This window comes from Variovorax sp. TLI9-5A (genome assembly GCF_056867935.1).
Map to the genome: position 1 here is coordinate 362,194 of NZ_CP200310.1, position 23,479 is coordinate 385,672.

27 protein-coding genes are annotated in these 23,479 nt (G+C 68.1%); 10 read left to right on the forward strand and 17 right to left on the reverse strand.

Annotation, left to right across the window (positions count from 1 at the left end):
- Window positions 1-136 precede the first annotated feature (136 nt).
- Window positions 137-1,024, forward strand: a complete 888-nt coding sequence (locus AC1VNX_RS01760; protein ID WP_483155206.1) for a gamma-glutamyl-gamma-aminobutyrate hydrolase family protein — start codon at window positions 137-139, stop codon at window positions 1,022-1,024.
- A gap of 22 nt (window positions 1,025-1,046) precedes the next feature.
- Here AC1VNX_RS01760 and AC1VNX_RS01765 read toward each other — a convergent pair whose 3' ends face one another.
- Window positions 1,047-1,493, reverse strand: a complete 447-nt coding sequence (locus tag AC1VNX_RS01765) for an acyl-CoA dehydrogenase family protein (protein WP_483155207.1) — start codon at window positions 1,491-1,493, stop codon at window positions 1,047-1,049.
- Window positions 1,494-1,543: 50 nt separating this feature from the next.
- Here AC1VNX_RS01765 and AC1VNX_RS01770 point away from each other — a divergent pair, with 50 nt between their 5' ends.
- Entirely contained in the window at window positions 1,544-2,029 is a 486-nt protein-coding gene (locus AC1VNX_RS01770) for a TetR/AcrR family transcriptional regulator (protein WP_483155208.1), read from the forward strand.
- Window positions 2,030-2,045: 16 nt separating this feature from the next.
- Here the strand turns inward: AC1VNX_RS01770 and AC1VNX_RS01775 are convergent, their stop codons facing one another.
- The 3 genes from AC1VNX_RS01775 to AC1VNX_RS01785 form a co-directional block, all read right to left on the reverse strand.
- Window positions 2,046-2,237 carry a hypothetical protein gene (locus AC1VNX_RS01775; protein ID WP_483155209.1) on the reverse strand — a complete coding sequence of 64 codons (192 nt, stop codon included), beginning with the start codon at window positions 2,235-2,237 and terminating at the stop codon, window positions 2,046-2,048.
- A gap of 79 nt (window positions 2,238-2,316) precedes the next feature.
- The gene (locus AC1VNX_RS01780; protein ID WP_483155210.1) at window positions 2,317-3,198 is read right to left on the reverse strand and encodes an N-formylglutamate amidohydrolase; all 882 of its coding nucleotides are present in this window, start codon (window positions 3,196-3,198) and stop codon (window positions 2,317-2,319) included.
- 13 nt (window positions 3,199-3,211) lie between these two features.
- Window positions 3,212-4,174, reverse strand: a complete 963-nt coding sequence (locus AC1VNX_RS01785; protein WP_483155211.1) for a tripartite tricarboxylate transporter substrate binding protein BugE — start codon at window positions 4,172-4,174, stop codon at window positions 3,212-3,214.
- Between the two features lie 111 nt (window positions 4,175-4,285).
- On the opposite strand from AC1VNX_RS01785, the gene AC1VNX_RS01790 reads away from it, so the two are divergent.
- On the forward strand, window positions 4,286-5,218 hold the full coding sequence (locus AC1VNX_RS01790; protein ID WP_483155212.1) for a LysR substrate-binding domain-containing protein: 933 nt from the start codon (window positions 4,286-4,288) through the stop codon (window positions 5,216-5,218).
- A gap of 16 nt (window positions 5,219-5,234) precedes the next feature.
- Here AC1VNX_RS01790 and AC1VNX_RS01795 read toward each other — a convergent pair whose 3' ends face one another.
- Window positions 5,235-6,218, reverse strand: a complete 984-nt coding sequence (locus tag AC1VNX_RS01795; protein ID WP_483155213.1) for a tripartite tricarboxylate transporter substrate binding protein — start codon at window positions 6,216-6,218, stop codon at window positions 5,235-5,237.
- A gap of 3 nt (window positions 6,219-6,221) precedes the next feature.
- Window positions 6,222-9,173 carry a DNA topoisomerase III gene (locus AC1VNX_RS01800; RefSeq protein ID WP_483155214.1) on the reverse strand — a complete coding sequence of 984 codons (2,952 nt, stop codon included), beginning with the start codon at window positions 9,171-9,173 and terminating at the stop codon, window positions 6,222-6,224.
- Window positions 9,174-9,466: 293 nt separating this feature from the next.
- Here AC1VNX_RS01800 and AC1VNX_RS01805 point away from each other — a divergent pair, with 293 nt between their 5' ends.
- From AC1VNX_RS01805 to AC1VNX_RS01815, 3 genes are read left to right on the forward strand one after another with little or no spacing between them, the layout of a single operon-like run.
- Window positions 9,467-10,075 (forward strand): SET domain-containing protein, encoded by a 609-nt coding sequence (locus AC1VNX_RS01805; RefSeq protein ID WP_483161857.1) that lies wholly within the window; start codon window positions 9,467-9,469, stop codon window positions 10,073-10,075.
- Window positions 10,076-10,078: 3 nt separating this feature from the next.
- Complete coding sequence (locus tag AC1VNX_RS01810; protein ID WP_483155215.1) at window positions 10,079-10,894, forward strand: biotin--[acetyl-CoA-carboxylase] ligase; 816 nt, start codon at window positions 10,079-10,081, stop codon at window positions 10,892-10,894.
- An 8-nt stretch (window positions 10,895-10,902) separates the two neighbouring features.
- A complete protein-coding gene (locus AC1VNX_RS01815; RefSeq protein WP_126021022.1) occupies window positions 10,903-11,103 on the forward strand; it encodes a sporulation protein in 201 nt (66 codons plus the stop codon).
- Window positions 11,104-11,121: 18 nt separating this feature from the next.
- Here the strand turns inward: AC1VNX_RS01815 and AC1VNX_RS01820 are convergent, their stop codons facing one another.
- The 3 genes from AC1VNX_RS01820 to AC1VNX_RS01830 form a co-directional block, all read right to left on the reverse strand.
- Window positions 11,122-12,564, reverse strand: coding sequence for a sensor histidine kinase N-terminal domain-containing protein (locus AC1VNX_RS01820; protein ID WP_483155216.1), 1,443 nt, complete (start codon window positions 12,562-12,564; stop codon window positions 11,122-11,124).
- 115 nt (window positions 12,565-12,679) lie between these two features.
- Window positions 12,680-13,354 (reverse strand): response regulator transcription factor, encoded by a 675-nt coding sequence (locus tag AC1VNX_RS01825; protein ID WP_019653813.1) that lies wholly within the window; start codon window positions 13,352-13,354, stop codon window positions 12,680-12,682.
- 72 nt (window positions 13,355-13,426) lie between these two features.
- On the reverse strand, window positions 13,427-13,912 hold the full coding sequence (locus AC1VNX_RS01830) for a MarR family winged helix-turn-helix transcriptional regulator (protein WP_483155217.1): 486 nt from the start codon (window positions 13,910-13,912) through the stop codon (window positions 13,427-13,429).
- A gap of 145 nt (window positions 13,913-14,057) precedes the next feature.
- Between AC1VNX_RS01830 and recA the strand changes: the two genes are divergently transcribed.
- Genes recA through AC1VNX_RS01845 form a run of 3 tightly spaced genes read left to right on the forward strand, consistent with a single transcriptional unit; the run spans window position 14,058 to window position 16,098 of the window.
- On the forward strand, window positions 14,058-15,176 hold the full coding sequence (gene recA / locus AC1VNX_RS01835) for a recombinase RecA (RefSeq protein ID WP_483155218.1): 1,119 nt from the start codon (window positions 14,058-14,060) through the stop codon (window positions 15,174-15,176).
- Window positions 15,177-15,221: 45 nt separating this feature from the next.
- The gene (gene recX / locus AC1VNX_RS01840) at window positions 15,222-15,686 is read left to right on the forward strand and encodes a recombination regulator RecX (RefSeq protein WP_483155219.1); all 465 of its coding nucleotides are present in this window, start codon (window positions 15,222-15,224) and stop codon (window positions 15,684-15,686) included.
- A complete protein-coding gene (locus AC1VNX_RS01845) occupies window positions 15,664-16,098 on the forward strand; it encodes an SRPBCC family protein (RefSeq protein ID WP_483155220.1) in 435 nt (144 codons plus the stop codon). The genes recX and AC1VNX_RS01845 overlap by 23 nt, the downstream gene beginning before the upstream one ends.
- A 13-nt stretch (window positions 16,099-16,111) precedes the next feature.
- Here the strand turns inward: AC1VNX_RS01845 and AC1VNX_RS01850 are convergent, their stop codons facing one another.
- From AC1VNX_RS01850 to AC1VNX_RS01885, 8 genes are all read right to left on the reverse strand, one after another.
- Window positions 16,112-17,221, reverse strand: coding sequence for a mandelate racemase/muconate lactonizing enzyme family protein (locus AC1VNX_RS01850; protein WP_483155221.1), 1,110 nt, complete (start codon window positions 17,219-17,221; stop codon window positions 16,112-16,114).
- 5 nt (window positions 17,222-17,226) lie between these two features.
- The gene (locus AC1VNX_RS01855) at window positions 17,227-18,051 is read right to left on the reverse strand and encodes a transporter substrate-binding domain-containing protein (protein ID WP_483155222.1); all 825 of its coding nucleotides are present in this window, start codon (window positions 18,049-18,051) and stop codon (window positions 17,227-17,229) included.
- Window positions 18,052-18,083: 32 nt separating this feature from the next.
- Window positions 18,084-18,812, reverse strand: coding sequence for an amino acid ABC transporter ATP-binding protein (locus AC1VNX_RS01860; protein WP_483155223.1), 729 nt, complete (start codon window positions 18,810-18,812; stop codon window positions 18,084-18,086).
- Window positions 18,796-19,443 carry an amino acid ABC transporter permease gene (locus AC1VNX_RS01865; RefSeq protein WP_483161858.1) on the reverse strand — a complete coding sequence of 216 codons (648 nt, stop codon included), beginning with the start codon at window positions 19,441-19,443 and terminating at the stop codon, window positions 18,796-18,798. Before AC1VNX_RS01865 ends, AC1VNX_RS01860 begins: the two co-directional genes overlap by 17 nt.
- Window positions 19,444-19,465: 22 nt before the next feature.
- Window positions 19,466-20,149 (reverse strand): amino acid ABC transporter permease, encoded by a 684-nt coding sequence (locus AC1VNX_RS01870; RefSeq protein ID WP_483155224.1) that lies wholly within the window; start codon window positions 20,147-20,149, stop codon window positions 19,466-19,468.
- A gap of 61 nt (window positions 20,150-20,210) precedes the next feature.
- Complete coding sequence (locus tag AC1VNX_RS01875; protein ID WP_483155225.1) at window positions 20,211-21,443, reverse strand: UxaA family hydrolase; 1,233 nt, start codon at window positions 21,441-21,443, stop codon at window positions 20,211-20,213.
- 14 nt (window positions 21,444-21,457) lie between these two features.
- The gene (locus AC1VNX_RS01880; RefSeq protein ID WP_483155226.1) at window positions 21,458-21,784 is read right to left on the reverse strand and encodes a UxaA family hydrolase; all 327 of its coding nucleotides are present in this window, start codon (window positions 21,782-21,784) and stop codon (window positions 21,458-21,460) included.
- A 10-nt stretch (window positions 21,785-21,794) separates the two neighbouring features.
- The gene (locus AC1VNX_RS01885; protein WP_483155227.1) at window positions 21,795-22,466 is read right to left on the reverse strand and encodes an RraA family protein; all 672 of its coding nucleotides are present in this window, start codon (window positions 22,464-22,466) and stop codon (window positions 21,795-21,797) included.
- A 231-nt stretch (window positions 22,467-22,697) separates the two neighbouring features.
- On the opposite strand from AC1VNX_RS01885, the gene AC1VNX_RS01890 reads away from it, so the two are divergent.
- Window positions 22,698-23,468, forward strand: coding sequence for an SDR family oxidoreductase (locus tag AC1VNX_RS01890; RefSeq protein ID WP_483155228.1), 771 nt, complete (start codon window positions 22,698-22,700; stop codon window positions 23,466-23,468).
- The last annotated feature ends 11 nt before the right edge of the window (window positions 23,469-23,479 follow it).

Below are 23,479 nucleotides of genomic sequence, written 5' to 3' on the forward strand. Positions count from 1 at the left end.
TTGTCTTCCTTATTCGTTGGGGCGGCGTTGAAAGCATACTTGGCGTGTCGTCCGACCCCGTGCGAGAGGCCAACGAGCCAAAATGGACTTTCCTTTCCGCATCACCCGTCCGGTTAGCACTGGCGACAGTCCAGCGATGACACAACCCGTTTCCGCCCGGCTCAAGATCGGCCTGTCGGCCTGCTTCTCGCACGCCGACCCGGCCCGTTCGCTCTTCACCAACAAGACCCTGCAGTACGTCGAGCAGTCCATCGCGCACTGGCTCATGTCCGCCGGCGCCATGGTCGTGATGGTGCCCTGCCCCACCGGCGAAACCGCGCGCGGCGACACCAAGCTGTCGCACTACGCAGAATGGCTCGACGGCGTGGTGATGCACGGCGGCGCCGACGTCTGGCCCGGCAGCTACGGCGAGGAGCCGCTGAAGGACGCCTGGATCGGCGACCGCATCCGCGACCTCTACGACCTGGCGCTGGTCGAAGCCTTCGAGCAGGCCGGCAAGCCCATCTTCGGCGTGTGCCGGGGGCTGCAGCTCATCAACGTGGCCTTCGGCGGCACGCTCTACCAGGACATCGAGGAGCAGCACGGCCACCCCGAGACGCTCAAGCATCGCGACCCGGTGACCTACGACCAGAACTTCCACGACATCGAGATCGTCGAGGGCACGCGGCTTTCCAGGCTCTATCCGCAGGTGCGCAGCGCGCGCGTCAACAGCATCCACCACCAGGGCATCAAGGGCCTCGCGCCGGGCTTCGAGGTCGAGGCCTGGAGCCTGCCCGACCGCGTGCCCGAGGCCATCCGCCGCCGCCCCGAGAAGGGCCGCAGCTACATCGCCGCGACCCAGTGGCACCCCGAGTTCCACAAGTACGGCAGCACCGAGACGGTGGACGACACGCCCATCCTTCACGACTTCCTCTGGGCCTGCGCCACCGCCAGGGTCGCGCCCAAGACCACGCCGCGCTCCGGCCCCGGCAAGATCCGCGACCGCGCCGCGCGGGTGCTGCGGCAGGCGCTGCTGCGACGCTAGGTCTTCTTTCTTTCTTTTTTGCTCAGCGCCAGGCGGCGCGCAGCAGCGCTGCCGGATCGCTGGTGCCAGCGCTGATGCCGGTGACCGGCCCCCAGTCGGGATCGAAGCGGCTCGACAGGAAAGCGGCCGATTCTTCGGCGCTCGCATGCTCCAGCATCAGGCAGGCCTGCGCAGCCAGCACCAGCCGTTGCGTGAAGCGGCGCGCCTGCTGCTCCAGCTCCTGCGGCGGCAGCTGCGTCATCTTGCGCACGGCCTGCAGCGCGTCGAGCACGCGGGGCTCGCCGGTGGCGACCTCCTGCAGCTGGTCGAGCATGAGGTGTACATCGTCGGGGTTGCGCGAGACTGCGCGCAGCACGTCCAGGCACATCACGTTGCCCGAGCCTTCCCAGATCGAGTTGACGGGCGCCTCGCGGAACAGCCGGCCCATCGGGCCCTCCTCGACGTAGCCGTTGCCGCCGAACACCTCCATCGCCTCGCCGGTGAGAGAAGGGATACGCCGCCATCACCATCCGCGAGATCGTGTCGGTGGCCGGCACGGGGCTCGGCAGCTTCTACGAATACTTCGCGAGCAAGGAAGACCTGGCGCGCGTGTGCCTGCACCTGCGCTCCAAGGCGCTGCTGCTGGACATGCGCGCGGCCGTCGCCGCGCACGCGGGCCGGCCGCTGGCGCAGATCGTCGATGCGGTGATCGACGCGCAGCTCGATGCGCACCGCGCGCAGCCCCTGGCCTGGGGCGCGCACTACCTGCTGGAGCGGCATCTCTCGGGCCCCGAGGCCTATCGCAAGATGTACGACCGCTTCGTGGCCGAATGGGTGGGCGCGCTCGACGCGGCCATCGACCTGTCGCCGGACTGCCAGAAGAAGGAAGTCGCCCGCGTGTGCCAGACCATCATCTACGGCCTGTTCGCGCACCTGCACATCGGCACGGGCGGGCGGCCCGACCTGCAGGCGCTGTCGCGGCAGCTGCGTGCCGCGCTGCACGGCTACCTGGCGGTCGCGGCCTGATTGGATCCGCGCGGGATCAACGCGCGCCGCTGCTGTTCTTGTAGCCGCTGACGCTGGCGTCGATGGTGCCGAACACCGTGACGCCGCTGCCGCTGCTCGGCGTCGCGGCCGAGGAGCCGGCGTTGCCTGCGGAACCCGTGCCGGCGCAGCCCGTGGCCAGCACGCCCATGGCGATCGCGAATGCGGCGGCGATGAAAGACGACTTCAACGGAATCTCCTGGGTGGTTGGATTGGAACCACTATAGGCCGGCCGCGCAAAGCGGCCTGTAACAGCACACCCGGCGTCGTCAGGGTTGTTGACGCGGGTCGGTAGCCAGCAGCATCTCGACCATCGAGCGCAGGTGCCCCTGCAGCCGCGCCGCGCCGGCCTCGTCGAGCGCCAGCGTGGCCTCGTCCATATAGAGCCTGCGGTTGATCTCGACCTGGATGCTGTGCCGGTTCGCCTCGGGCCTGCCCTGCCGGCGTACCAGCTCCACGCCCTTGTAGGGATGGTTGTAGTCCACGCTGTAGCCGAAGCCGCGAAGGTGCTCGCAGATCCTGCGCGACAGCGCCGGATCTGCCGTGCTGCCGTCGCGGTCGCCGATCACGAAGTCGGCATGCACCAGCCCCGGAAAGTCGGTCGCATGGCTGGCCGCGACGGCGGGCATCGAGTGGCAGTTGATGTGGATGCTGTAGCCGTGGCGCGCATGCGCCTCGTCTACCGCCTGCGCCACGGCGGCGTGGTATGGCCGCCAGCAGCTGTCGATGCGCTGGCGCACCTCTTCCACCGGAAGCAGTCGGTCGTAGATCGGCAGGCCGTCGTCGGTGAGCTTCCAGATCAGGCCCTTGCCCAGGCGCACCTTCGACAGCACGCGCGGGTCGGCGGAGACCGGGTCGGTCCACGTGCCTTCGAGCATGGTGGTGTCGATCTCGGTCGTGTCGCGGTTGGCGTCGAGGTAGCTGCGCGGAAAGTGCGCCTCGATCCATGCCGCGCCCAGTTCGGGCGCGAAGGCATAGAGCTTCTCGACGTGCGTGTCCTCGGCCCGGCGCAGCGTGGCCAGGTCGCGCACCGTGCGGAAGTCCTCGGGGTAGACGGTGCCGCTGTGCGGGGAGTCCAGCACCAGCGGCGTGTGCCCGGCGACGCTCGTCACCTGGGCGCGGGTTTGAATCAGTTTCAGGACAGGATGCATAGGCAGGCCGGGCTCAGTCCAATCGCACGCGTGCGAATTCGGCCACCTTCTTCATCTTGTCGATCTCGCTGGTGATCTGCTTGGTGAACTGCGCCGGCGTGGTGCCCGAGGCGTACAGGCCCTGCAGTGCCAGGCGCTCGCGCACCGAGGTGTCCTTCAGCGCGGTGGCCACGGCCTGCTGCATGCGCAGTACCAGCTCGGCCGGCGTGCCTGCGGGCGCGACCATGCCGAACCACGACGGGTCGTTGTTGACCGGATAGCCCAGCTCGGCATAGGTGGGCACGTCGGGCAGCACGTCGAGGCGGCCGTTCCATGACACGGCCAGCGCCTTCAGCTTGCCCGCCTTCACGTGCGGCAGCGAGGAGGCCACCTGGTCGAAGTACACCGGCACCTCGCCCGCGAGCACGTCGTTGATGGCCGGGCCCGCACCGCGGTAGGGGATGTGCACCATCGAGGTTCCGGTGCTGCTCTTGAACAGCTCGCCCCACATGTGGCCGATGGTGCCGTTGCCCGGCGTGGCATACGACACCTTGCCCGGATTGGCCTTCAGGTACTTCACCAGCTCGGCGAAGCTGGCCACCGGCAGCTTGGTCGGGTTGATGACGATCACGCCCGGCGCCTTGACGATCTCGGTGACGGCGGCGAAGCCCTTGATCGGGTCGTAGGGCAGCTTCTGGTAGACGGCCGGGTTCACGCCATGCGTGGACAGGGTGGCGATGCCGAAGGCCAGTCCGTCCGGCGTGGCGCGGGCCAGTTCGGCCATGCCGATGGAGCCGCCGGCGCCCGCGCGGTTGTCGATGACCACGGGCTGCTGGAGGATCTTGCCGAGGGGCTCGCCGAGCACGCGCGCCGTGATGTCGGTGGCGCCGCCGGGCGGGAAGGGCACGATCAGGCGGATCGGCTTGCCCTGGGCGAAGGATATTCCTGGCACGACAGATGCGGCGGCGAGGGTGGAAATGAAATGACGACGTAGCATGGGGTTTTTCCGATGAATCAGGAGGTGACGGAGCGATTCGCTCCCATCGCCTGAAGCAAAGGATAGACCAGCTAACATTCCAATTTGGAATGTTTTGATGGGCTTCCTTCCATGTCGCTTCGCCGTCTCAATCCGCCCCTGAACCTGCTGCGCGCCTTTTCGACCGTGGTGCGCTTCGGCGGCGTCTCACGCGCCGCCGAGGCGCTGCACCTCACGCAGGGCGCCGTCAGCAAGCAGGTGCAGGAACTCGAGCGCTGGATCGGCGCTCCGCTGTTCGAGCGCAGCCGCAAGCGCCTCGCGCTCACGCCGGCGGGCGAGCGCTACGAGAAGGCGGTGCGCGCCACGCTGGCGCAACTGGAGGCGGCCACGCTGGAGCTCATCACGAGCGGGGACGGCGGCGGCGCGCTGCACCTCTCCGCCCTGCCCACCTTCGGCGCCAAGTGGCTGATTCCGCGGCTGCCCGATTTCCAGCGCGCGCATCCGCAGATCACGCTGCATTTCGTGCCCTTCGTGCACGGTTACGACTTCGAGCGGCCGGAGCTCGACTGCGCCATTCTTTTCGGGGACGGTCATTGGCCCGGCGCCCGGTCGCACTACCTCGCGGGGCAGGACGTGGCGCTGATCGCGCCGCGTGCGGCGCAGGCCGAGGTGGCCATCCGCACGCCGCAGGACGTGGCGCGCTGCACGCTGCTGCGCCACGTCACGGTGCCGCAGTCGTGGCTGCAGTGGAGCGAAACGCATGGGGTGCGCGGGCTCGACCCGCTGGCGGGCCCGCAGTTCGACCAGTTCCAGACCATGATTCGCGCGGTCATGGCCGGCATGGGTGTGGCGCTGGTGCCGCGCTGCCTGGTGCAGGACGAGATCGCCTCGGGGCTGGTGGACGAGCCGCTGCCCGGCGGCGGCTACCGCGGCAACGAGGGCTACTGGTTCTGCTATCCGGAAGGGCGCGGCCAGCTCGTCACGCTCGATCATTTCCGCAGCTGGCTGCTCGCGGAGGTAGACCGGGCCCAGGAGGCGACGGCGCCCGTGCCCGCCCCTGGCTGAAGCGCCCGGCGGGCTGCTATTCGGGCTTGGCGCCCGAGGCCTTCACCGCCGCGCCCCACACGCCGATCTCGCTCGCCACGAAGCGGTCGAACTCGGCCGGCGTCGTCGGGGCGGGCTCGGCGCCGCGCTCGCGGATGAAGCGCGCCATCTGCTCGCTCCTGAGGATGTCGGTCACCTCGCGGTTGAGGCGCTCGACGACATCGCCCGGCGTGCCGCGCGGCGCCATCAGGCCGAGCCAGCCGACGGCCTCGAAGTTCTTCGTGCCGGCCACGCCGCTTTCGCGCACGGTGGGCACGTCGGGCAGCTGCGAGGAGCGCGTGGCCGAGGTCACGGCCAGCGGCACCGCCCGGCCCGACTTGATGTGCGGCAGCGCAGCCGTCACCGAATCGATCATCAGCGGCACCTGGTTGCCCAGGAAGTCCGACTGCGCCGGGCCGCTGCCCCGGTACGGAATGTGCGTGACGAACACATGCGCCGCCGCCTTGTACATCTCGCCCGACAGATGCTGCGTGCCGCCGATGCCGGCGCTCGCGTAGCTCAGCCGGCCGGGCTCGGCCTTGGCGCGCGCGGTGAGGTCGGCCAGCGTGCGGATGCCGCTCTCGGGCGTGGCCAGGAACACCAGCGGCACCTTGGCGACGAGCGAGATGCCGACCAGGTCCTTGCGCGGGTCGAAGCCCGGCTTGGCGTAGAGCGTCTGGTTCACCGCCATCGCGCTTCCCGCCACCACCAGCGTGTAGCCGTCGGGCTGCGAGCGCACCACGAACTCGGTGCCGATGTTGCTGCCGGCGCCGGCCTTGTTGTCGACCACCACCGGCTGGCCCAGCCGCTTGCCGAGCTGCTCGGCCAGGGCGCGGGCGAAGATGTCGGTGGCCTGCCCGGGCGGGAACGGCACCACCAGCTTGACGGGCTTGTCGGGCCATGCGGCGGCATGCGCCAGTCCCGCGCCGCCCAGCACCGCGATGGCCAGGGTCAGGCTCGCGCCGAAGCGTCTGCGCCGCATGGCTCAGGCCGCCGAGAGATGCTTGCCCACGATGCCCGCGAGCTCGAACATCGTCACCTGGTCCTTGCCGAACACCGGCTTGAGCTTGGCGTCGGCGTTGATCGAGCGCTTGTCCTTGGCGTCCTGCAGGCCGTTGGCCTTGATGTAGTCCCAGAGCTTCTTCACGACCTCGGTGCGCGCGACCGGCTCGTTGCCGATCACCGCCGCCAGCGCGTCGCTGGGCTTGAGGCCCGCGCCGGTCTTGCGCGGCGCGGCGGCCTTCTTCGCGGCCGGTGCCTTCTTGGCGGCGGGCGTCTTCTTTGCAGCAGCCGTCTTCTTGGCGGCGGCGGTCTTGCCGGCGAAGGTCTTGCGTGGCGGGAACTTGCTGCCGCCTTCGCGCGGCGCGAACTCGAAGGTCACCTTGCCCTCTTCCGCGTTCCAGGTCAGGAAGGCCTTGAAGGCGCGGCGCGTGCGCATGCTCACGAATTTGTCGAGCAGGTCGGTCTTGCCGGTGGCCAGCAGCTTTTCCATCTGCGCGCGCTCCACGGGCTGCTGCAGGATGATCTTGCCGGTCTTGAAGGTGCAGCTCGGCGTGGGCTGCGAATTGGTCGGCACCGACTTCTCGCAGACGTAGTTGCTGCCGTGCTCGAACACGGGCGCGCCGCACACCGGGCAGGGGCCCACGGTGTCCTGCTCGCTGAAGTCGACGATCTCGCCGCTTTCCTCGTTCTTGTCGTCGCCGAAGTCGAACTCCAGCTTCCAGTTCTTGGCTTCCTCGTCGTACTTGATGACGATCTCGGAGGTGAAGGGCCAGCCGGCCTTGGAACGGAAGCCTTCCAGTGGGCCGATGTGCTTGTCGCGCAGCAGTGCCTCGGCCTCGGCCACCTCGAAGGTGCGCCCGGCCGGAGACTTGCCGAACGAGAAGCCGCAGGCGTCCTCGCCGGTGCCGCTCTTGCCGGTGCAGGCGTAGCGGCGGTAGTTCTCGCGCACGATGCCGCCGCAGTTGGGGCACGGCGTCTGCAGGGTCGCGTAGTCGCCCGGCACGGTGTCGCGGTCGTATTCCTTGGCCTTCTTGACGATGTGCTGCGTCATCTCGGCGATCTCGCGCATGAAGGCGTCGCGGCTGAGCGCGCCCTTCTCCATCTGCGCGAGCTTGTATTCCCACTCGCCGGTCAGCTCTGCCTTGGAGAGTTCTTCCACGCCCAGGCCGCGCAGCAGCGTCATGAGCTGGAAGGCCTTGGCCGTGGGAATCAGCTCGCGGCCTTCGCGCAGGATGTACTTCTCGGCGATCAGGCCTTCGATGGTGGCCGCGCGCGTGGCTGGCGTGCCCAGGCCTTTTTCCTGCATGGCCTCGCGCAGCTCGTCGTCGTCGATGGTCTTGCCCGCGCCTTCCATGGCGCCCAGCAGCGTGGCTTCGGAATAGCGTGCCGGCGGGCGCGTCTTCAGGCCCTTGGTGTCGACCGACTCGGCCTTCACGATCTCGCCCGGCTTCACCGGCACGAGGCGCTTGCCGTCCTTGTCGTCTTCCTTCTCGTCGTCCTGGGCTTCCTTGCCGTAGATGGCGAGCCAGCCCGGCTTCACCAGCACCTTGCCGTCGGTGCGGAAGGGGTACTTCTTGCCGCCCTGCTCCACCGTGCTGATGCGGGTGGTGACCTGGTATTCGGCGCTCGGGAAGAACACCGACAGGAAGCGGCGCACCACGAAGTCGTACAGCTTCTGCTCGGCCTCGCTCAGGCCGCTGGGCGCCTGCAGCGTCGGGATGATGGCGAAGTGGTCCGACACCTTCGCGTTGTCGAAGATGCGCTTGTTGGGCTTCACATAGTTGCCGTCCACCGCTTGCTGGGCGAAGGGCGCCAGGTGCTTCATGCCGCTGTTGGCGAGCATGCCCATGGTCTGCTTGACCACCGGCAGATAGTCCTCGGGCAGCGCGCGCGAATCGGTACGTGGGTAGGTCAGCGCCTTGTGGCGCTCGTACAGGCTCTGCGCCAGCGCCAGCGTGGTCTTGGCGCTGAAGCCGAAGCGGCCGTTGGCCTCGCGCTGCAGCGAGGTCAGGTCGAACAGCGCGGGCGATGCCTGCGTGGTGGGCTTGCTTTCTTCCGTGACGGTGGCGGGCTTGCCGCGCGCGGCGTCGGCGATGGCGCGGGCTTCCTGCTCGTTCCAGACGCGGTCGGCGCGCTGCTCGGGGTCGGGCTCGCCGTTGGCCAGCAGAGGCGCGTTGGCCTTCTTCCAGTCGGGGTTGAACCACTTGCCCGGGTACTCGCCGGCCTCGGCCGCGAAGCTGCCGTGGATTTCCCAGTAGTCGCGCGAGACGAACTTGCGGATCTGCTCCTCGCGCTCCACCACCACCGACAGCGTGGGCGTCTGCACGCGGCCCACGGTCGTGAGGAAGAAGCCGCCGTCGCGCGAGTTGAAGGCGGTCATGGCGCGCGTGCCGTTGATGCCCACCAGCCAGTCGGCCTCCGAGCGCGAGCGCGCGGCATCCGCCAGGCCCTGCATCTGCTTCTCGGTGCGCAGCGCGTCGAAGCCGTCGCGGATGGCCTGCGGCGTCATCGACTGCAGCCAAAGCCGCTTCACAGGCTTGTTCAGGCCCGACTTGCCGCCCGCGTACTGCTCGATGAGACGGAAGATCAGCTCGCCCTCGCGCCCCGCGTCGCATGCGTTGATGAGCTGCGTGACGTCCTTGCGCTTGGCCTGCTTGACCACCGCGTTCAGGCGCGTCTTGGTCTTGTCCACGGGCTTGAGGTCGAAGTGCGGCGGGATCACCGGCAAGTTGGCGAAGCTCCACTTGCCGCGCTTGACGTCGAATTCCTCGGGTGCCTGGATCTCGACCAGGTGACCGACCGCGCTGGTCACGACATAGCTGTCGTTCTCGAAATGCTCGTCATGTTTGTCGAATTTCCCTGCGACCGGCGTGAGAGCGCGGACGATGTCCTGCGCCACCGACGGCTTTTCTGCGATTACCAACGTCTTCATCAACAGTTCCTAAAAAATTCAGGCCGGCGCCGGGCCGCCCCAAGGCGGCCTGCGGTCCCCCGGGGGCAGCGACGACACGCAGTGCGGGAGCGTGGGGGCCACATACAATCTGCGGCTTCCCGCGTGCGCACGCGCGCACACGCATGTGTGCATATTCAAACTAACAGACTTCGGCGATGCCTTCCAAATCCCCACTTCCGGCCGGTCGTGATACGCAAGCCACCGCTCTTACCGAGGCAGATGCACAACCCGCCGCCAAGGCCAAGGATCGTTCCGGCGGCGGCCGCCGCATCCAGATGCGGCGCTCCGATGTCCACGGCAACGGCGTGTTCGCCGTGCAGGACCTGGCCGAAGGCGAAACGCTGATCGAATACAAGGGCGAGGTCATCAGCTGGAAGGAGGCGCTGCGCCGCCATCCGCACGATCCGACCCAGCCGAACCATACCTTCTACTTCCACATCGACGACGGCCGCGTGATCGACGGCAACGTCAAGGGCAACGACGCGCGCTGGATCAACCACTCGTGCGAACCGAACTGCGAAGCCGACGAGGTCGATGGGCGCGTTTATATCAAGGCGCTGCGCAACATCGCCGCCGGCGAGGAGCTCAACTACGACTACGGCCTGATCATCGACGAGCCGTACACGCCGAAATTGCTTTCCGAATTTCCCTGCTGGTGCGGCTCCGAACAATGCCGCGGCACGCTGCTGACACCCAAGGATGAGGACGAGGAAAAGAAAAAGAAGAAGGCGAAGAAAAAAGCCGAAAAGAAAAAGGCCGAGAAAAAGGCCGAGAAGAAGGAGGCGAAAAAGGAAGCCAAAAAGGCCGAGAAGAAAGCCGAAAAGAAGGCTGAAGCGAAAGCGGAAAAGAAATCCGCGAAGAAAGCCAAGTCCGCCAAGGACTGACGGATGAACGAGAGCAGCACCGCCGACTGGTTCCAGGACCGGATCGCTGCGGCGGTTGCGCCGCTGCTGCCCGGCTTCGCGGTCGAGGCCGTGGCCGAAATCGACTCCACCAACACCGAGCTGATGCGCCGCGCGCGCGCCGGCCGCGTCGAGCCCGTGCTGCTCGTGGCCGAGCGCCAGACGGCCGGGCGCGGGCGCCTCGGGCGCCCCTGGCAGAGCGGCGCGCAGCAGGACGCGGCCGTTTCGCTGACCTTCTCGCTGGGCATGCCGCTCGCGCCCGCCGACTGGTCGGGCCTGTCGCTGGCCGTCGGCGTGGCGGTGGCCGAGGGGCTCGATCCCTCGGGCGCGCACAAGGTCGGCCTGAAGTGGCCCAACGACATCTGGGTCGACGACCGCAAGCTGGTCGGCATCCTCATCGAAACCGCCCTGCCCTCCGATGGCTGCCCGGATGCGTCGCGCTATGTGGTGATCGGCATCGGCATCAACATCGGCGCGCGCGAAGGCGACGGCATGCGCACGCCGCCGGCATGGCTGCACCAGTGGCGCCCCGGAGCCAGCGCGCCCGAGGTGCTGGCCGACCTGGCCGAGCCGCTGGTGCGGACGGTGCTCGACTTCGAGGCTCGCGGCTTCGCGCCCTTTGCCGAACGCTTCGCCGCGCGCGACGTGCTGCGCGGGCGCGAGGTGGCGCTCAGCGACGGCACCGCCGGCCTGTGCGAAGGCGTGGCCTGGGGCGGCGAGCTGCAGGTGCGCACCGACGCCGGCCTGCAGCTCATTTCCAGCGATGAAGTGAGCGTGCGCCCTCGCGGCATGTCTTTCTGATCTTCACCATGAAGCTGCGCCTGCTCCTCGTCGTCCTGCTGCTGGCCAATGCCGGCTACTTCCTCTGGGCGCGCGGCGATCTCGCCGGCTTCGGTCTCGCGCCGGCCAGCCTCGCGGAGCGCGAGCCACAGCGCATGGCGCGGCAGATCCACCCCGAGTGGCTGCAGATCCGCAAGGAAGCGCCGAAGGCCGCCGCACCGGCGCCCTGACGAACTTCCGCTGCCGTCTCAGGACGGCTGCTCGCCTTCGAATCGCACCGTGAAGAGCGCCCCCGGCGGCTGCTTGCCGGGATGCGCGTCCTCCAGCTTCACCTGTGCGCGGTGCTGGTTCGCGATCTCCAGCACGATCGGCAGGCCCAGCCCCGAGCCATCGGCCTCGTTGCCGAGCACGCGGTAGAAGGGCTCGAACACCAGCTCGCGGTCGGACTCGGCGATGCCCGGGCCGTTGTCCTCCACCTGCAGCAGCAGCACGTGGCCGAAGGGGTCGGCCAGCACGCGCACGGTGATCAGGCCGGGGCGCTCGGGCGTCGATGGCGTGTAGTTGATCGCGTTGTCGACCAGGTTGCGCACCAGCTCCTTCAGCAGCGTGGCGTTGCCGTCGAACACCGCGCCCGGCGCGCCGGGCTCGACGCCGTCGTAGCCCAGGTCGATGCGCTTCTCGATGGCGCGCGGCACCGCCTCGCGCACCACCTCGATGGTCAGCTTCGCGAGGTCGCAGGGCTGGTGGTGCGCGTTGGCGCTGTTGCCCTCGGCGCGCGCCAGCGACAGCAGCTGGTTCACCGTGTGCGTGGCGCGCTTGCTGGCGCGGCCGATCTGCTTGAGCGACTGCTTCAGCTCGTCGGCGTTGGCGCCCTCGCGCTGCGCCAGGTCGGCCTGCATGCGCAAGCCCGCCAGCGGCGTCTTCAGCTGGTGCGCCGCGTCGGCCAGGAAACGCTTCTGCGTGCCTATGGAGTCGTTGAGCTTGTCCAGCAGCTCGTTCACCGATGACACCAGCGGCACCACTTCCAGCGGCACCGAGGATTCGTCCAGCGGGCTCAGGTCGCCGGGGCGCCGCTCGCGGATGCGAGCCTCCACCACCGACAGCGGCTTGATGCCGCGCACCAGCGCCAGCCAGATCAGCAGCACCGCCAGCGGCAGGATGGCGAACTGCGGCAGCAGCACGCCCTTGATGATCTCGGCCGCCAGCACCGACTGCTTCTCGCGCGTCTCGGCCAGCTGCAGCAGCGTGGGCGGCACGTCGTCGGTGCCGCTGGCGATCCACATCGAGGCCACGCGCACCGGCTGGCCGTGCACGTCGCTGTTGTGCAGGAAGACCTGGCCGGGCGGCAGCGGCTCGTCGAGTCCGGGCTGCGGAATGTCGCGCTCGCCGCTGAGCAGGTTGTCGTAGCCGTCGAGCAGCTGGTAGTAGACGTGGCCGGTCTCGTCGGCACGCAGGATCTCGCGCGCCGACTGCGAGAGCACGAACTGCGCGTGCCCTTCCCTCACCGTCACCAGCTCGGCCAGCGCCTTCACGTTGTGCTCCAGCGCGCGGTCGAAGGGCGCGTTGGCAATGCCCTGCGCCACCAGCCAGGTGACGCCGATGCTCACCGGCACCAGCAGCAGCAGCGGCGTGAGCATCCAGTCGAGGATCTCGCCGAACAAGGAGCGCTGCGCGCGCTGGAACAACTTCACTTGGTTCGCCCCCAGGCTGCGCGCACTTCGTGTCGCTTCGCCAACCCCCTTCCGGGGGCAATGCCTGCGGCCCGGCAAAGCCGGTTCCGCGGCATTTCCCGCATCTCAGAATGCATCAGGGTTGGATCTTTTCGAGGCAGTAGCCCAGCCCGCGCACCGTCGCGATGCGCACCGGGCCCTTCTCGATCTTCTTGCGCAGCCGGTGGATGTAGACCTCGATGGCGTTGAGGCTCACCTCCTCGCCCCATTCGCACAGCCGGTCGACCAGCTGGTCCTTGCTCACCAGCCGGCCGGCGCGCTGCAGCAGCACCTCGAGCAGGCCGAGTTCGCGCGCCGACAGCTCGATCATCTTGCCGTCGATGGTGGCCACGCGGCCGGCCTGGTCGTACACCAGCGGGCCGTGGCGGATGGTGTTGCTGGTGGCGCCCATGCCGCGCCGGGTGAGGGCGCGCACGCGCGCCTCGAGCTCCTGCAGGCTGAAGGGCTTGGCCATGTAGTCGTCGGCGCCGTGGTCCAGGCCCTTGACGCGCTCTTCCACGCTGTCGGCGGCGGTGAGCACCAGCACCGGCAGCTGCGAGCCGCGCGCGCGCAGGCGCTTGAGGATCTCGATGCCGTGCAGGCTGGGCAGTCCGAGGTCGAGGATCAGCAGGTCGAACTCGTCATGGGTCATGAGCGCGGTGTCGGCCTGCGAGCCGTTCGCCACGTGGTCGACCGCCGCGCCCGAGGTGCGCAGGCTGCGCAGCAGGGCATCGGCCAGCACCTGGTCGTCTTCGGCAATCAGAATCCGCATGCGCCACCTCCGGCCTGTTTCGAGTGTCGGGCGCCACGCCGGCGCCGTTCACGTTTGTCTCTTCGCCGGAGTCTAGCCCGCCGTATAGGCTTCGAGTCCGATGGTTACCACGGTGGCGATCTCGTCGCCCACGCTGGCGCGGAACTCCTTTTCCGCCTGCGTCACCGCGCCGCGGAAGGCGTCGAGCCAGGCCAGCCCGTCGGCGGTGAAGAGCACGCGCCGCGCCCGCGCGTCCAGCGGATCGGGCCCGCGCGTGACCAGCCCCCAGGCCTCGCACTGGTCGACCAGCGCGCCCATGGCCTGCTTGGTCATGCCCGCGCGCTCGGCCAGCTCCGTGAGGCGCGAGCCCTCGCGCGCCAGGTGCCGCGTGATGTGGATGTGCGCCGCGCTCACCTGCGCGCGCGCCGCGAGGTTCGACAGCGCCAGCGGCACGTCGACGTCGTGCGCCATCAACTCCAGCACGCGCTCGTCGAAGCGGCGCATGGCGTGGCCCAGCAGGCGGCCCAGGTGGGTCTGGCGCCAGGCGTCCTGATCGGCGGAGAAGGCGGTGTCGGCCATGCTTCAGATGGTAAAGCAAACTGACTAAAAAACAGGTTTACGCCAAGGAATCAGCCTCTACACTACTGTTCAAGCATCCAGCCTGTAGTTAAACGCAGATGGATGGTGTCACACACAAGCCATTGATTTTCAAGGAGATTTCCACATGGACGCAATCGTCAAGGGTTCGAGCATCGCCGGCGGCAACACCGAAAAGGCCAAGGCCCTGCAGGCCGCGCTGGCCCAGATCGAAAAGCAGTTCGGCAAGGGCACCATCATGCGGCTCGGCGAGGGCGAAGCGCTGGAAGACATCCAGGTGGTCTCCACCGGTTCGCTGGGCCTGGACATCGCGCTGGGCGTCGGCGGCCTGCCGCGCGGGCGCGTCGTCGAGATCTACGGCCCGGAATCCTCGGGCAAGACCACGCTCACGCTGCAGGTCATCGCCGCCATGCAGAAGCAGGCCGGCACCTGCGCCTTCGTCGATGCCGAGCATGCCCTCGACGTGCAATACGCCCAGAAGCTCGGCGTGAACCTGTCGGACCTGCTGATCAGCCAGCCCGACACCGGCGAGCAGGCGCTTGAAATCGTCGATTCGCTGGTGCGCTCGGGCGCCGTGGACCTGATCGTGGTCGACTCGGTCGCCGCGCTCACGCCCAAGGCCGAAATCGAAGGCGAAATGGGCGACTCGCTGCCCGGCCTGCAGGCCCGCCTGATGAGCCAGGCGCTGCGCAAGCTCACCGCCACGATCAAGAAGACCAACTGCATGGTCATCTTCATCAACCAGATCCGCATGAAGATCGGCGTGATGTTCGGCTCGCCCGAAACCACCACCGGCGGCAACGCGCTGAAGTTCTACGCCTCGGTGCGCCTGGACATCCGCCGCATCGGCACCATCAAGAAGGGCGACGAGGCCATCGGCAACGAAACCAAGGTGAAGGTGGTGAAGAACAAGGTCTCGCCTCCGTTCAAGACGGCCGAGTTCGACATCCTGTTCGGCGAGGGCATCAGCCGCGAGGGCGAGATCATCGACATGGGCGTGAACGCCAAGATCATCGACAAGTCGGGCGCCTGGTACGCCTACAACGGCGAGAAGATCGGCCAGGGCCGCGACAACGCCCGCGAGTTCCTGCGCGAGAACCCGGCGCTGTCGCGCGAGATCGAGAACAAGGTGCGCGAGTCGCTGGGCATTCCGCTGCTGGCTGCCGATGTCGGCACCGAGGAGCCCGAGAAGCCGCAGAAGGCGGCCAAGGCCGACAAGGCCGACAAGGCCGAGAAGGGCGAATAAGACCGGGCGCGGCTCCTTCCGGGGGCCGCGCGAGCGACTCCCCGCATGGCATTCGACGCCCCATCCCTCAAAGGCCGCGCGCTGCGCCTGCTGAGCCAGCGCGAGCATTCGCGCGCGGAGCTGGAGCGCAAGCTGGCCAGGCACGAGGAAGAGCCCGGCACGCTGGCGAAGGCGCTCGACGAGCTGGCGGCCAAGGACTTCATCAGCGAACCGCGCGTGGTGGCTTCGGTGCTTCACCAGCGCGCGGCCAGTTCGGGCGCTTTGCGTGTGAGGCAGGAGCTGCAGGCCAAGGGCATCGCGCCCGAGGCCATCGCCGAGGCGGTGGCCGGCCTGCAGGATACGGAAGTCGAGCGCGCCACGGCCGTCTGGCGCCGCCGCTTCAGCGCCCCGCCTGCCGATGCGAAGGAGAGGGCGAAGCAGATGCGATTCCTGATGGCGCGCGGCTTCTCCGGCGCCGTCGTCTCCAAGGTGCTCAGGAGCGATTTCGATGAAGCAGCAGAAGAGCAGTGAAGGCGGCGCGGCGCAATCCCGCGTCATCACGCAGCGCGTGGCCTGCGAATGGCGCCGCGCCTATGTGCTGGCGGCCGACCCGAGGCGGCTTCCCGAATGGGCCAGCGGCCTCGCGAAAAGCGCGCTGGTGCCGCGCGGCGACCACTGGATCGTGCGCACGCCCGAAAGCGGCGAGGCCCGCATGCGCTTCGCGCCGCCCAACGACTTCGGCGTGCTCGACCACTGGGTGGCGCCCGAAGGCGTGCCCGAGGTCTACCTGCCGTTTCGCGTGATCGGCGTCGCGCCGGACGCCTGCGAGCTGCAGTTCACGCTGCTGCGCCAGCCGCACATGGACGACGCAGCCTTCGCGCGCGATGCCGAGTGGATCGCGCGCGACCTGCTGGCGCTGCGCAGCCTGCTCGAGGCAGACTGAATCGGGCGGAGGTTCAGCCGCGCACCACCAGCGGCTCGAACTTGCGACGAGCCTTCAGCTGGCCGGCATCCCACTCGATGCCCAGTCCCGGCGTTTCCGGCGCCACCGCATGGCCGCCCTCGATGCGCAGCCGGCTCGTCGTGAGGTCGTCGAGCTGCGGGATGTATTCCACCCAGCGCGCGTTCGGCACGGCCGCGCACAGGCTCACGTGCAGCTCCATCAGGAAGTGCGGGCACATCGCGATGTTGTGCGCCTCCGCGAGGTGCGCGATCTTGAGCCACGGCGTGATGCCGCCCACGCGCGCCACGTCGGCCTGCACGATCGAGCAGGCGCCCTGCTGGATGTATTCCGCGAACTGCGACGGGTGGTACATCGATTCGCCCACCGCGATCGGCACGCTGGTGCTCTCCAGCAGCTGCGCATGCGCGCGCACGTGCTCGGCGGGCATCGGCTCCTCGAACCAGGCGAGATCCAGCGGTGCGTACTGGCGCGCGCGGCGGATGGCCTCCGCCACGGTGAAGCTCTGGTTGGCGTCGACCATCAGCTCGAAGTCCGCGCCCACGGCCTCGCGCACGGCCGCCAGGCGCGCGATGTCCTGCGCCACGTGCGGCTTGCCGACCTTGATCTTCGCGCCCAGGAAGCCTTCCGCCTTGGCGGCCAGCGTCTGCTCCAGCAGCTGCGCGGGCTCCAGGTGCAGCCATCCGCCCTCGGTGGTGTAGACCGGCACGCGCTCCTGCGCGCCGCCGGCCAACTTCCACAGCGGCAGGCCCGCCGCGCGCGCGTTGCGGTCCCACAGCGCGGTGTCGATGGCCGCCAGCGAGAGGCTGGTGATCGCGCCCACGACGGTGGCATGCGTGTGGAAGAACAGGTCGCGCCAGATGGCCTCGTACTGCTGCGGGTCGCGCCCTGTCAGCCTCGGCGCCAGGTGGTCGTTCAGCAGCGCCACGATGGACGAACCGCCCGTGCCGATGGTGTAGGTGTAGCCCATGCCCGACGAGCCGTCGTCGCAGCGCACGGTGACCATCACGGTCTCCTGCGTCACGAAGGACTGGATCGCGTCGGTGCGCTTGACCTTGGGCGCAATGTCGATCTGCGCGATTTCTACCTGGTCGATCTTCGCCATCGTGCTCAGGCTCCGCTGCGCATCACGTCCGCGGGCAGGTCGGCGCCGTGGAATTTCTTGTAGATGGTGTTGAGCTCGCCGCTCTTGAGCTGCGCCTTCACGAACTCGTCGAGCTTGGCCTTCAGGCGCGGCTCGTTCTTGCGCATGCCGATGGCCAGCATGTTGACCTTCATCGTGAACTTCGGCTCCATCTGCTTGGCAGGGTTCTTCTCGTTGATGGTCTTCAAGAGCGGCGGCGCGGTCGCGAAGATGTCGGCCTGTCCGCTCACCACGGCGGTGATGGAGGTGGCGTCGTCGTCGAAGCGCACGATCTGCGCGCCGGCCGGCAGGATCTTCGTCACCTCCTGGTCGTTGGTGGTGCCGCGCGTGGCAATCACTTTCTTGCCCGCCAGGTCGGCCGGGCCGGTGATGGTCATGCTCTTGGGCGCGCCCACCACGGCCAGGATGGCGGCATAGGGCACAGAGAAGTCGACCACCTTCTCGCGCTCGGGCGTCACCGACATGCTGGAGATCACGATGTCTGCCTTGTCGGTCTGCAGGAAGGGAATGCGGTTGGCGCCGGTGGTCGGCACGATCTCGAGCTCCAGGCCCAGGCTCCTGGCCAGCAGGCGCGCGGTCTCGACGTCGGAGCCGGTGGCGTTGAGCTTCTCGTCCTTCAGGCCGTAGGGCGGCACGGCGAGGTCGATGGCCACGCGGATTTTCTTGGCGGCGGTGATGGTGTCGAGCTGGTCGGCGTGCGCCACGCCGGCAAAGCCGAGCGGCAGGGCCAGCGCGAGGGCCGACAACAGGGCGCCGCGGCGCTTGAACGAGAGCAAGGAAGAAGAAGTCATCGAAAGTCTCCTGGAGTTGTCTGAAGGAAAAATCAAAGCCCGGTGCCGATGAACTGGCGCAGCTCCGGCGTCTGCGGGTTGCTGAGGATGCTGGCGTCGCCTTCTTCCCAGACCAGCCCCTGGTGCATGTAGATGACCTTGTCGGCCACGCCGCGCGCGAAGGCCATCTCGTGCGTCACGAGGATCATGGTCATGCCCTCGGAGGCGAGCTTCTCCATGACCTTGAGCACCTCGCCGGTGAGCTGCGGGTCGAGCGCGGAGGTCACTTCGTCGAACAGCATCAGCTGCGGCTTCATCGCGAGCGAGCGCGCGATGGCCACGCGCTGCTGCTGGCCGCCCGAGAGCTGTTCGGGGTAGGCGTCGGCCTTCTCGGCCAGGCCCACGCGTTCCAGCACTTCCATGGCGATGGCGCCGGCTTCCGAGGCGCTCATCTTCTTCACCGACTGCGGCGCGAGCGTGATGTTCTGCTTCACCGTGAGGTGCGGGAACAGGTTGTAGCTCTGGAACACGATGCCCACGTCCTTGCGCAGAGAGCGCAGCTCCAGCGCCGGGTCGTGCACCGCGTGGCCGCAGCACTGGATGGTGCCGCTGTCGATGGTTTCCAGCCGGTCGATGCAGCGCAGCGCGGTGCTCTTGCCCGAGCCGCTCTGGCCGATGATGGCCACCACCTGCCCGCGCGTCACCGAGAACGACACGCCCTTGAGCACGTGCAGCTTGCCGAAGTGCTTGTGGACGTCGTTGAGTTCAACCACGGGCTGCATTGAGCTTCCTTTCAAGGGCGCGACTCCATCGCGAGAGCGGATAACAAAGGGCGAAATAAAGAAGCGCCGCGCAGCCGAAGTACAGGAAGGGCTGGAAGGTCGAGTTGTTCAGCACCTTGGCGTTGTAGGAAAGCTCGGCGTAGCCGACCACCAGCGAGGCGATCGAGGTGTTCTTGATGATCTGCACGAGAAAGCCCACCGTGGGCGGCGTCGCGATGCGCAGCGCCTGCGGCAGGATCACGCGGCGCATGCGCTCCCAGCGCGTGAGCGCCAGGCACTCGGCGGCCTCCCACTGCGCGCGCGGCACGGCCTGGATGCAGCCGCGCCAGATCTCGCCGAGGAAGGCGCTCGCATAGACCGTGATGGCCATCGCCGCCGCCGCGAGCGCCGGCACCGAGCCGATGCCCACGATGTTGGGCCCGAAGAAGCACACGCCCATCAGCACCAGCAGCGGCGTGCCCTGGATGACCTGGATGTAGCTCGCGGCCGCCACGCGCACCGCCTTCACCGGCGACACGCGCGCCAGCGCCAGCGCGAGGCCGACGAGTCCGCCGCCGACGAAGGCCAGCGCCGAGAGCTGCATCGTGCCCCACGCACCCATCAGGAGAAAGCCGAGATGCTCGGCCGGCATGAATTTCATGTCCGTGCCTCCTTCACAGCGGCGTGCCCAGCTTGCGCCGGCGCGGGAAGACCAGCATGCCCAGCAGCCAGAAGCCCAGGCGCATGGCGTACGACAGCGCCAGGTACACCACCCACAGCACGATGAAGATCTCGAAGTTGCGGAAAGTGTCCGACTGGATGCGGTTGGCAACGCCGAAGAGCTCTTCCGCGCCGATCGAGGACATGATGCTGGAGGCCAGCATCAGCAGCACGAACTGGCTCGCCAGCGCCGGATACACGCGCTCCACCGCGGGCCGCAGGATCACGTGCCAGAACACCTGCACCTTCGACAGCCCCAGGCACTCGGCGGCTTCGAGCTGGCCCTTGTGGATCGACTCGATGCCCGCGCGGATGATCTCGCAGCTGTAGGCGCCGATGTTCACCACCAGCGCCAGCACGGCGCCCACCATGATCGGCATCGTCACGCCGGCGCTGGAGAGGCCGAAGATCAGGAAGTAGCTCTGGATCAGCAGCGGCGTGTTGCGGATGGCCTCCACGTAGCCGCCCGCCAGGCTGCGCAGCCAGCCATGGCGGCTGTTGCGGCCCAGCGCGCAGACGGTGCCGAGCACGAAGCCCAGCACGGTCGCGATGAAGGACAGCTGCACGGTCGTCCACGCGCCTTCGAGCAGCAGCGGCCACTGCTCGAGCACGGGCATGAAGTCGAACTGGTAGTTCAATGCGTTGGGCTCCGGAAGTCCAATGAAGTCGGGAAGGAAAAAGAAAGGAAGGGAAGGGCTGCTACGCGGCGCGCGCGAGCGGCAGGCACGAAGGCCCGAGCGGCTCGAAGGCCTTGTAGGTCAGGATGAATTCGCGGTGCCCCAGTGCTTCGGACTTGGTGGCGCTGCCGTCGGCCACGCGGCGCACCGCGTCGAAGATCTCTTCGCCCACTTCCTGCAGCGTGCCGCGTCCTTCGAGGATGCGGCCTGCGTCGACGTCCATGTCCTCGGAGAGCCGGCGGTAGGTGTCCGGGTTCGCGCAGACCTTGATGACCGGCGACACCGCCGAGCCCACCACCGAGCCGCGCCCCGTGGTGAACAGGATCACGTGCGCGCCGCAGGCGATGAGTTCGACGATCTCCGCGTTGTCGCTGATGTTCGGGAAGCCGAAGCGCGGCTCGCCGTCGGGCACCACGTCCAGCAGGTAGAGGCCGCCCTGCGGCGGCACGTCGCCTGGCTTCACGATGCCGTTGATGGGCGAGGCGCCGCTCTTGGCATACGCGCCCAGCGACTTCTCCTCGATGGTGGAGAGCCCGCCATCGGCATTGCCCGGCGCGAAGCTGCCGTGGCCCATGGTGCTGTAGTAGCGCGCGGCCTTGTTCACGCATTCGACGATGGCCTCGCCCAGTTCGGGCGTGGCGGCGCGGCGCTGCATGTGGAACTCGCAGCCGATCAGCTCGCCGGTTTCCTCGAAGATGCAGCGCGCATCCTGTTCGATCAGCAGGTCGAAGGCGCGGCCGACGGCCGGGTTCGCGGTGATGCCGCTGGTGCCGTCGGAGCCGCCGCAGATGGTGCCCACCACCAGCTCGCTCATCGCCATGGGCACGCGCTGCTGCTGCGCGAGTTCGGCCAGCGCCCACTGCACCCACTCCGTGCCTTCGCGGATCGTGCTGCGCGTGCCGCCTTCCTGCTGGATGGTGAGTGTGTGCACCGGCCGGCCCGAAGCGGCCACCGCCTGCTCTAGCTTGCGCTTGTTCATGCTCTCGCAGCCCAGCGAGATCAGCAGCGCCGCGCCCACGTTGGGATGCGTGGCGATGGCTTCCATCATGCGTTCGGCGTACTCGTTCGGATAGCAGCCAGGGAAGCCGACGAGATGCACTTCGGACTCGCCGTCCTGCTGGCGGAAGTTCAGCGTGATCTCGCGCGCCACGTGGTGCGCGCATTCGACGAGGTAGGCCACGACCACGACGTTGCGGATGCCCTTGCGGCCGTCGGCGCGCGCAAAGCCCTGGAGCTGGAGGTTGGAAGCGTTCATGAGCGGAGGGCGCCTCAGGCGTGGCCGACGAAGGTCTTGCCCTCGTCCAGCGTGTAGGTCGGCGTGTAGTCGCTGTCGAGGTTGTGCGTGTGGATGTGCTCGCCGGCCGCGACCGGCGCGCTCAGGCTGCCGATGACGGCGCCGTACTTCAGCACCTTCTCGCCGGCCGCGATGGCGTGGCGCGCGAGCTTGTGGCCCAGTCCGATGTCCTTCGCGAGCGCGACGGTGCCGCCTTCGAGCTGCACGGCGGTGCCCGCGGGAAGGCTGGTGCAGGCGATCAGGCAGTTGTCGCCGGGCGAGAGCAGCACCAGCCGGGCGTCGATGGATTGGGGGTTCGGCATCCGGTGGCGCTCAGAACTTGCGGTACTTCAGGTAAGCCTCCTGCGGATCGGTGCCCGCGAGGATGGCGGTGCGCACGAGGTTCTCGCGGCCCATCATGTGCTCGGCCTCGGTGATGACGGCCTCGGCCTGCGCGAGCGGCAGGCGGATCACGCCGTCGGTGTCGGCCAGCAGCAGGTCGCCGGGGTTCACCGTGACTTCGCCGATGCGCACCGGCACGTCCATCGCCTCGGGCAGCCAGTAGCCCACGATGTCGCGCGGCGTGAAGTAGCGGTGCCACACCTGGAAGCCCTGCCGGATGATGAATTCGGCATCGCGCACGCCGCCGTCGGCGATCACGCCCAGCACGCCCTTGCGGCCCAGCGTCTCGGCCGAGAGCTCGCCCATGTGCGAGACCGTCGAGTCGTTCGGCTGGATCACCGCGATGTGGCCCGGCTTGGCGCGCGAGAGAAAACCGGTCCATGCCATCAGCGTCTCGTGCGGATCGGCCGTGGTGTCGACGCGGCCGTTCACCGTGAAGGCCGGGCCGCAGAGCTTCTGTCCGGGGATCAGCGGGCGCAGCGTGGGCGGCAGCGTGAAGTCGCGCAGCCCGGCGGCACGCATCACGTCGTGAAGGATGCCGGTGTAGCAGGCTTGCAGGCGGGTGAGCAGCGAGGTTGCCGGGGTGTCGGGAGTCTGGGCCATGGGGTGAATCTTGTTTTCTTAGATAAAAACACTTTTCACGAATGAGATTACCAAGCGGGGCTCAAGCCAGAAGCTGGGGTTTGCGCTTGTTCGAGGGTAACTACCGATCCGCCCCGACTTGCCTCGGGTTTTGGCGGGGGTGCAAATGGCTTTGGGTCGCGTATATTTGATTTCACCAGTGAAATATGAATTTCACATACGCATCAACTCTCCACTCTCAAAGGACATCCAGTGACTTCACGCGTTCAGGGAAAGAACATCCTCGTCACCGCCGCCGGCAAGGGCATCGGCAGGGCCAGCGCGCTGGCGCTGGCGCGTGAAGGCGGCACCGTGTGGGCCACCGACGTGGACGAGGCGGCGCTGGCCGAGCTCGCCGCGCTGGCCCGCGATGAGGGCCTGAGCAGCCTGAAGACCGCCCGGCTCGACGTGCGCAACACCGCCGCGGTGCAGGCCTTCGCGCAGACCACGGGGCGGCTCGACGTTCTCTTCAACTGCGCCGGCTTCGTGCACGCCGGCAACATCCTGGCCTGCGAGGAGGCGGACTGGGACTTCAGCATGGACCTCAACGCGAAGTCCATGTACCGCACCATCCGCGCCTTCCTGCCGGCGATGCTGGAGCGCGGCGGCTCGATCATCAACATGGCCTCGGCCGCCTCGAGCGTGAAGGGCGTGCCCAACCGCTTCGTCTACGGTGCCTCCAAGGCGGCGGTCATCGGGCTGACCAAGGCGGTGGCGGCCGACTTCATCCAGCAGGGCGTGCGCTGCAATGCCATCTGTCCGGGCACGGTCGAATCGCCCTCGCTGCGCGACCGCATCGCCGCCCAGGCCGAGCAGGCCGGCACCGACGAGGCCGCGGTGCGCGCCGCCTTCGTGGCCCGCCAGCCGCTGGGGCGCGTGGGCAAGGCGGAGGAGATCGCCGCGCTGGTGGTGTACCTGGCTTCGGACGAATCTGCCTTCACTACCGGCGCGATCCATATGATCGACGGTGGATGGTCGAACTGAACGGGGAATGA

Bases quoted from the DNA above. Each gene is read 5' to 3' on its own strand.
- AC1VNX_RS01850 (WP_483155221.1), bottom strand. From the start codon at position 17,221: ATGGCGAAGATCGACCAGGTAGAAATCGCGCAGATCGACATTGCGCCC.
- recX (WP_483155219.1), top strand. From the start codon at position 15,222: ATGGCATTCGACGCCCCATCCCTCAAAGGCCGCGCGCTGCGCCTGCTG.
- AC1VNX_RS01865 (WP_483161858.1), bottom strand. From the start codon at position 19,443: ATGCCGGCCGAGCATCTCGGCTTTCTCCTGATGGGTGCGTGGGGCACG.
- recA (WP_483155218.1), top strand. From the start codon at position 14,058: ATGGACGCAATCGTCAAGGGTTCGAGCATCGCCGGCGGCAACACCGAA.
- AC1VNX_RS01795 (WP_483155213.1), bottom strand. From the start codon at position 6,218: ATGCGGCGCAGACGCTTCGGCGCGAGCCTGACCCTGGCCATCGCGGTG.
- AC1VNX_RS01765 (WP_483155207.1), bottom strand. From the start codon at position 1,493: ATGGAGGTGTTCGGCGGCAACGGCTACGTCGAGGAGGGCCCGATGGGC.
- AC1VNX_RS01760 (WP_483155206.1), top strand. From the start codon at position 137: ATGACACAACCCGTTTCCGCCCGGCTCAAGATCGGCCTGTCGGCCTGC.
- AC1VNX_RS01880 (WP_483155226.1), bottom strand. From the start codon at position 21,784: ATGCCGAACCCCCAATCCATCGACGCCCGGCTGGTGCTGCTCTCGCCC.
- AC1VNX_RS01830 (WP_483155217.1), bottom strand. From the start codon at position 13,912: ATGGCCGACACCGCCTTCTCCGCCGATCAGGACGCCTGGCGCCAGACC.
- AC1VNX_RS01825 (WP_019653813.1), bottom strand. From the start codon at position 13,354: ATGCGGATTCTGATTGCCGAAGACGACCAGGTGCTGGCCGATGCCCTG.
- AC1VNX_RS01860 (WP_483155223.1), bottom strand. From the start codon at position 18,812: ATGCAGCCCGTGGTTGAACTCAACGACGTCCACAAGCACTTCGGCAAG.
- AC1VNX_RS01855 (WP_483155222.1), bottom strand. From the start codon at position 18,051: ATGACTTCTTCTTCCTTGCTCTCGTTCAAGCGCCGCGGCGCCCTGTTG.
- AC1VNX_RS01780 (WP_483155210.1), bottom strand. From the start codon at position 3,198: ATGCATCCTGTCCTGAAACTGATTCAAACCCGCGCCCAGGTGACGAGC.
- AC1VNX_RS01805 (WP_483161857.1), top strand. From the start codon at position 9,467: ATGCGGCGCTCCGATGTCCACGGCAACGGCGTGTTCGCCGTGCAGGAC.
- AC1VNX_RS01790 (WP_483155212.1), top strand. From the start codon at position 4,286: ATGTCGCTTCGCCGTCTCAATCCGCCCCTGAACCTGCTGCGCGCCTTT.
- AC1VNX_RS01815 (WP_126021022.1), top strand. From the start codon at position 10,903: ATGAAGCTGCGCCTGCTCCTCGTCGTCCTGCTGCTGGCCAATGCCGGC.
- AC1VNX_RS01785 (WP_483155211.1), bottom strand. From the start codon at position 4,174: ATGCTACGTCGTCATTTCATTTCCACCCTCGCCGCCGCATCTGTCGTG.
- AC1VNX_RS01810 (WP_483155215.1), top strand. From the start codon at position 10,079: ATGAACGAGAGCAGCACCGCCGACTGGTTCCAGGACCGGATCGCTGCG.
- AC1VNX_RS01845 (WP_483155220.1), top strand. From the start codon at position 15,664: ATGAAGCAGCAGAAGAGCAGTGAAGGCGGCGCGGCGCAATCCCGCGTC.
- AC1VNX_RS01885 (WP_483155227.1), bottom strand. From the start codon at position 22,466: ATGGCCCAGACTCCCGACACCCCGGCAACCTCGCTGCTCACCCGCCTG.
- AC1VNX_RS01875 (WP_483155225.1), bottom strand. From the start codon at position 21,443: ATGAACGCTTCCAACCTCCAGCTCCAGGGCTTTGCGCGCGCCGACGGC.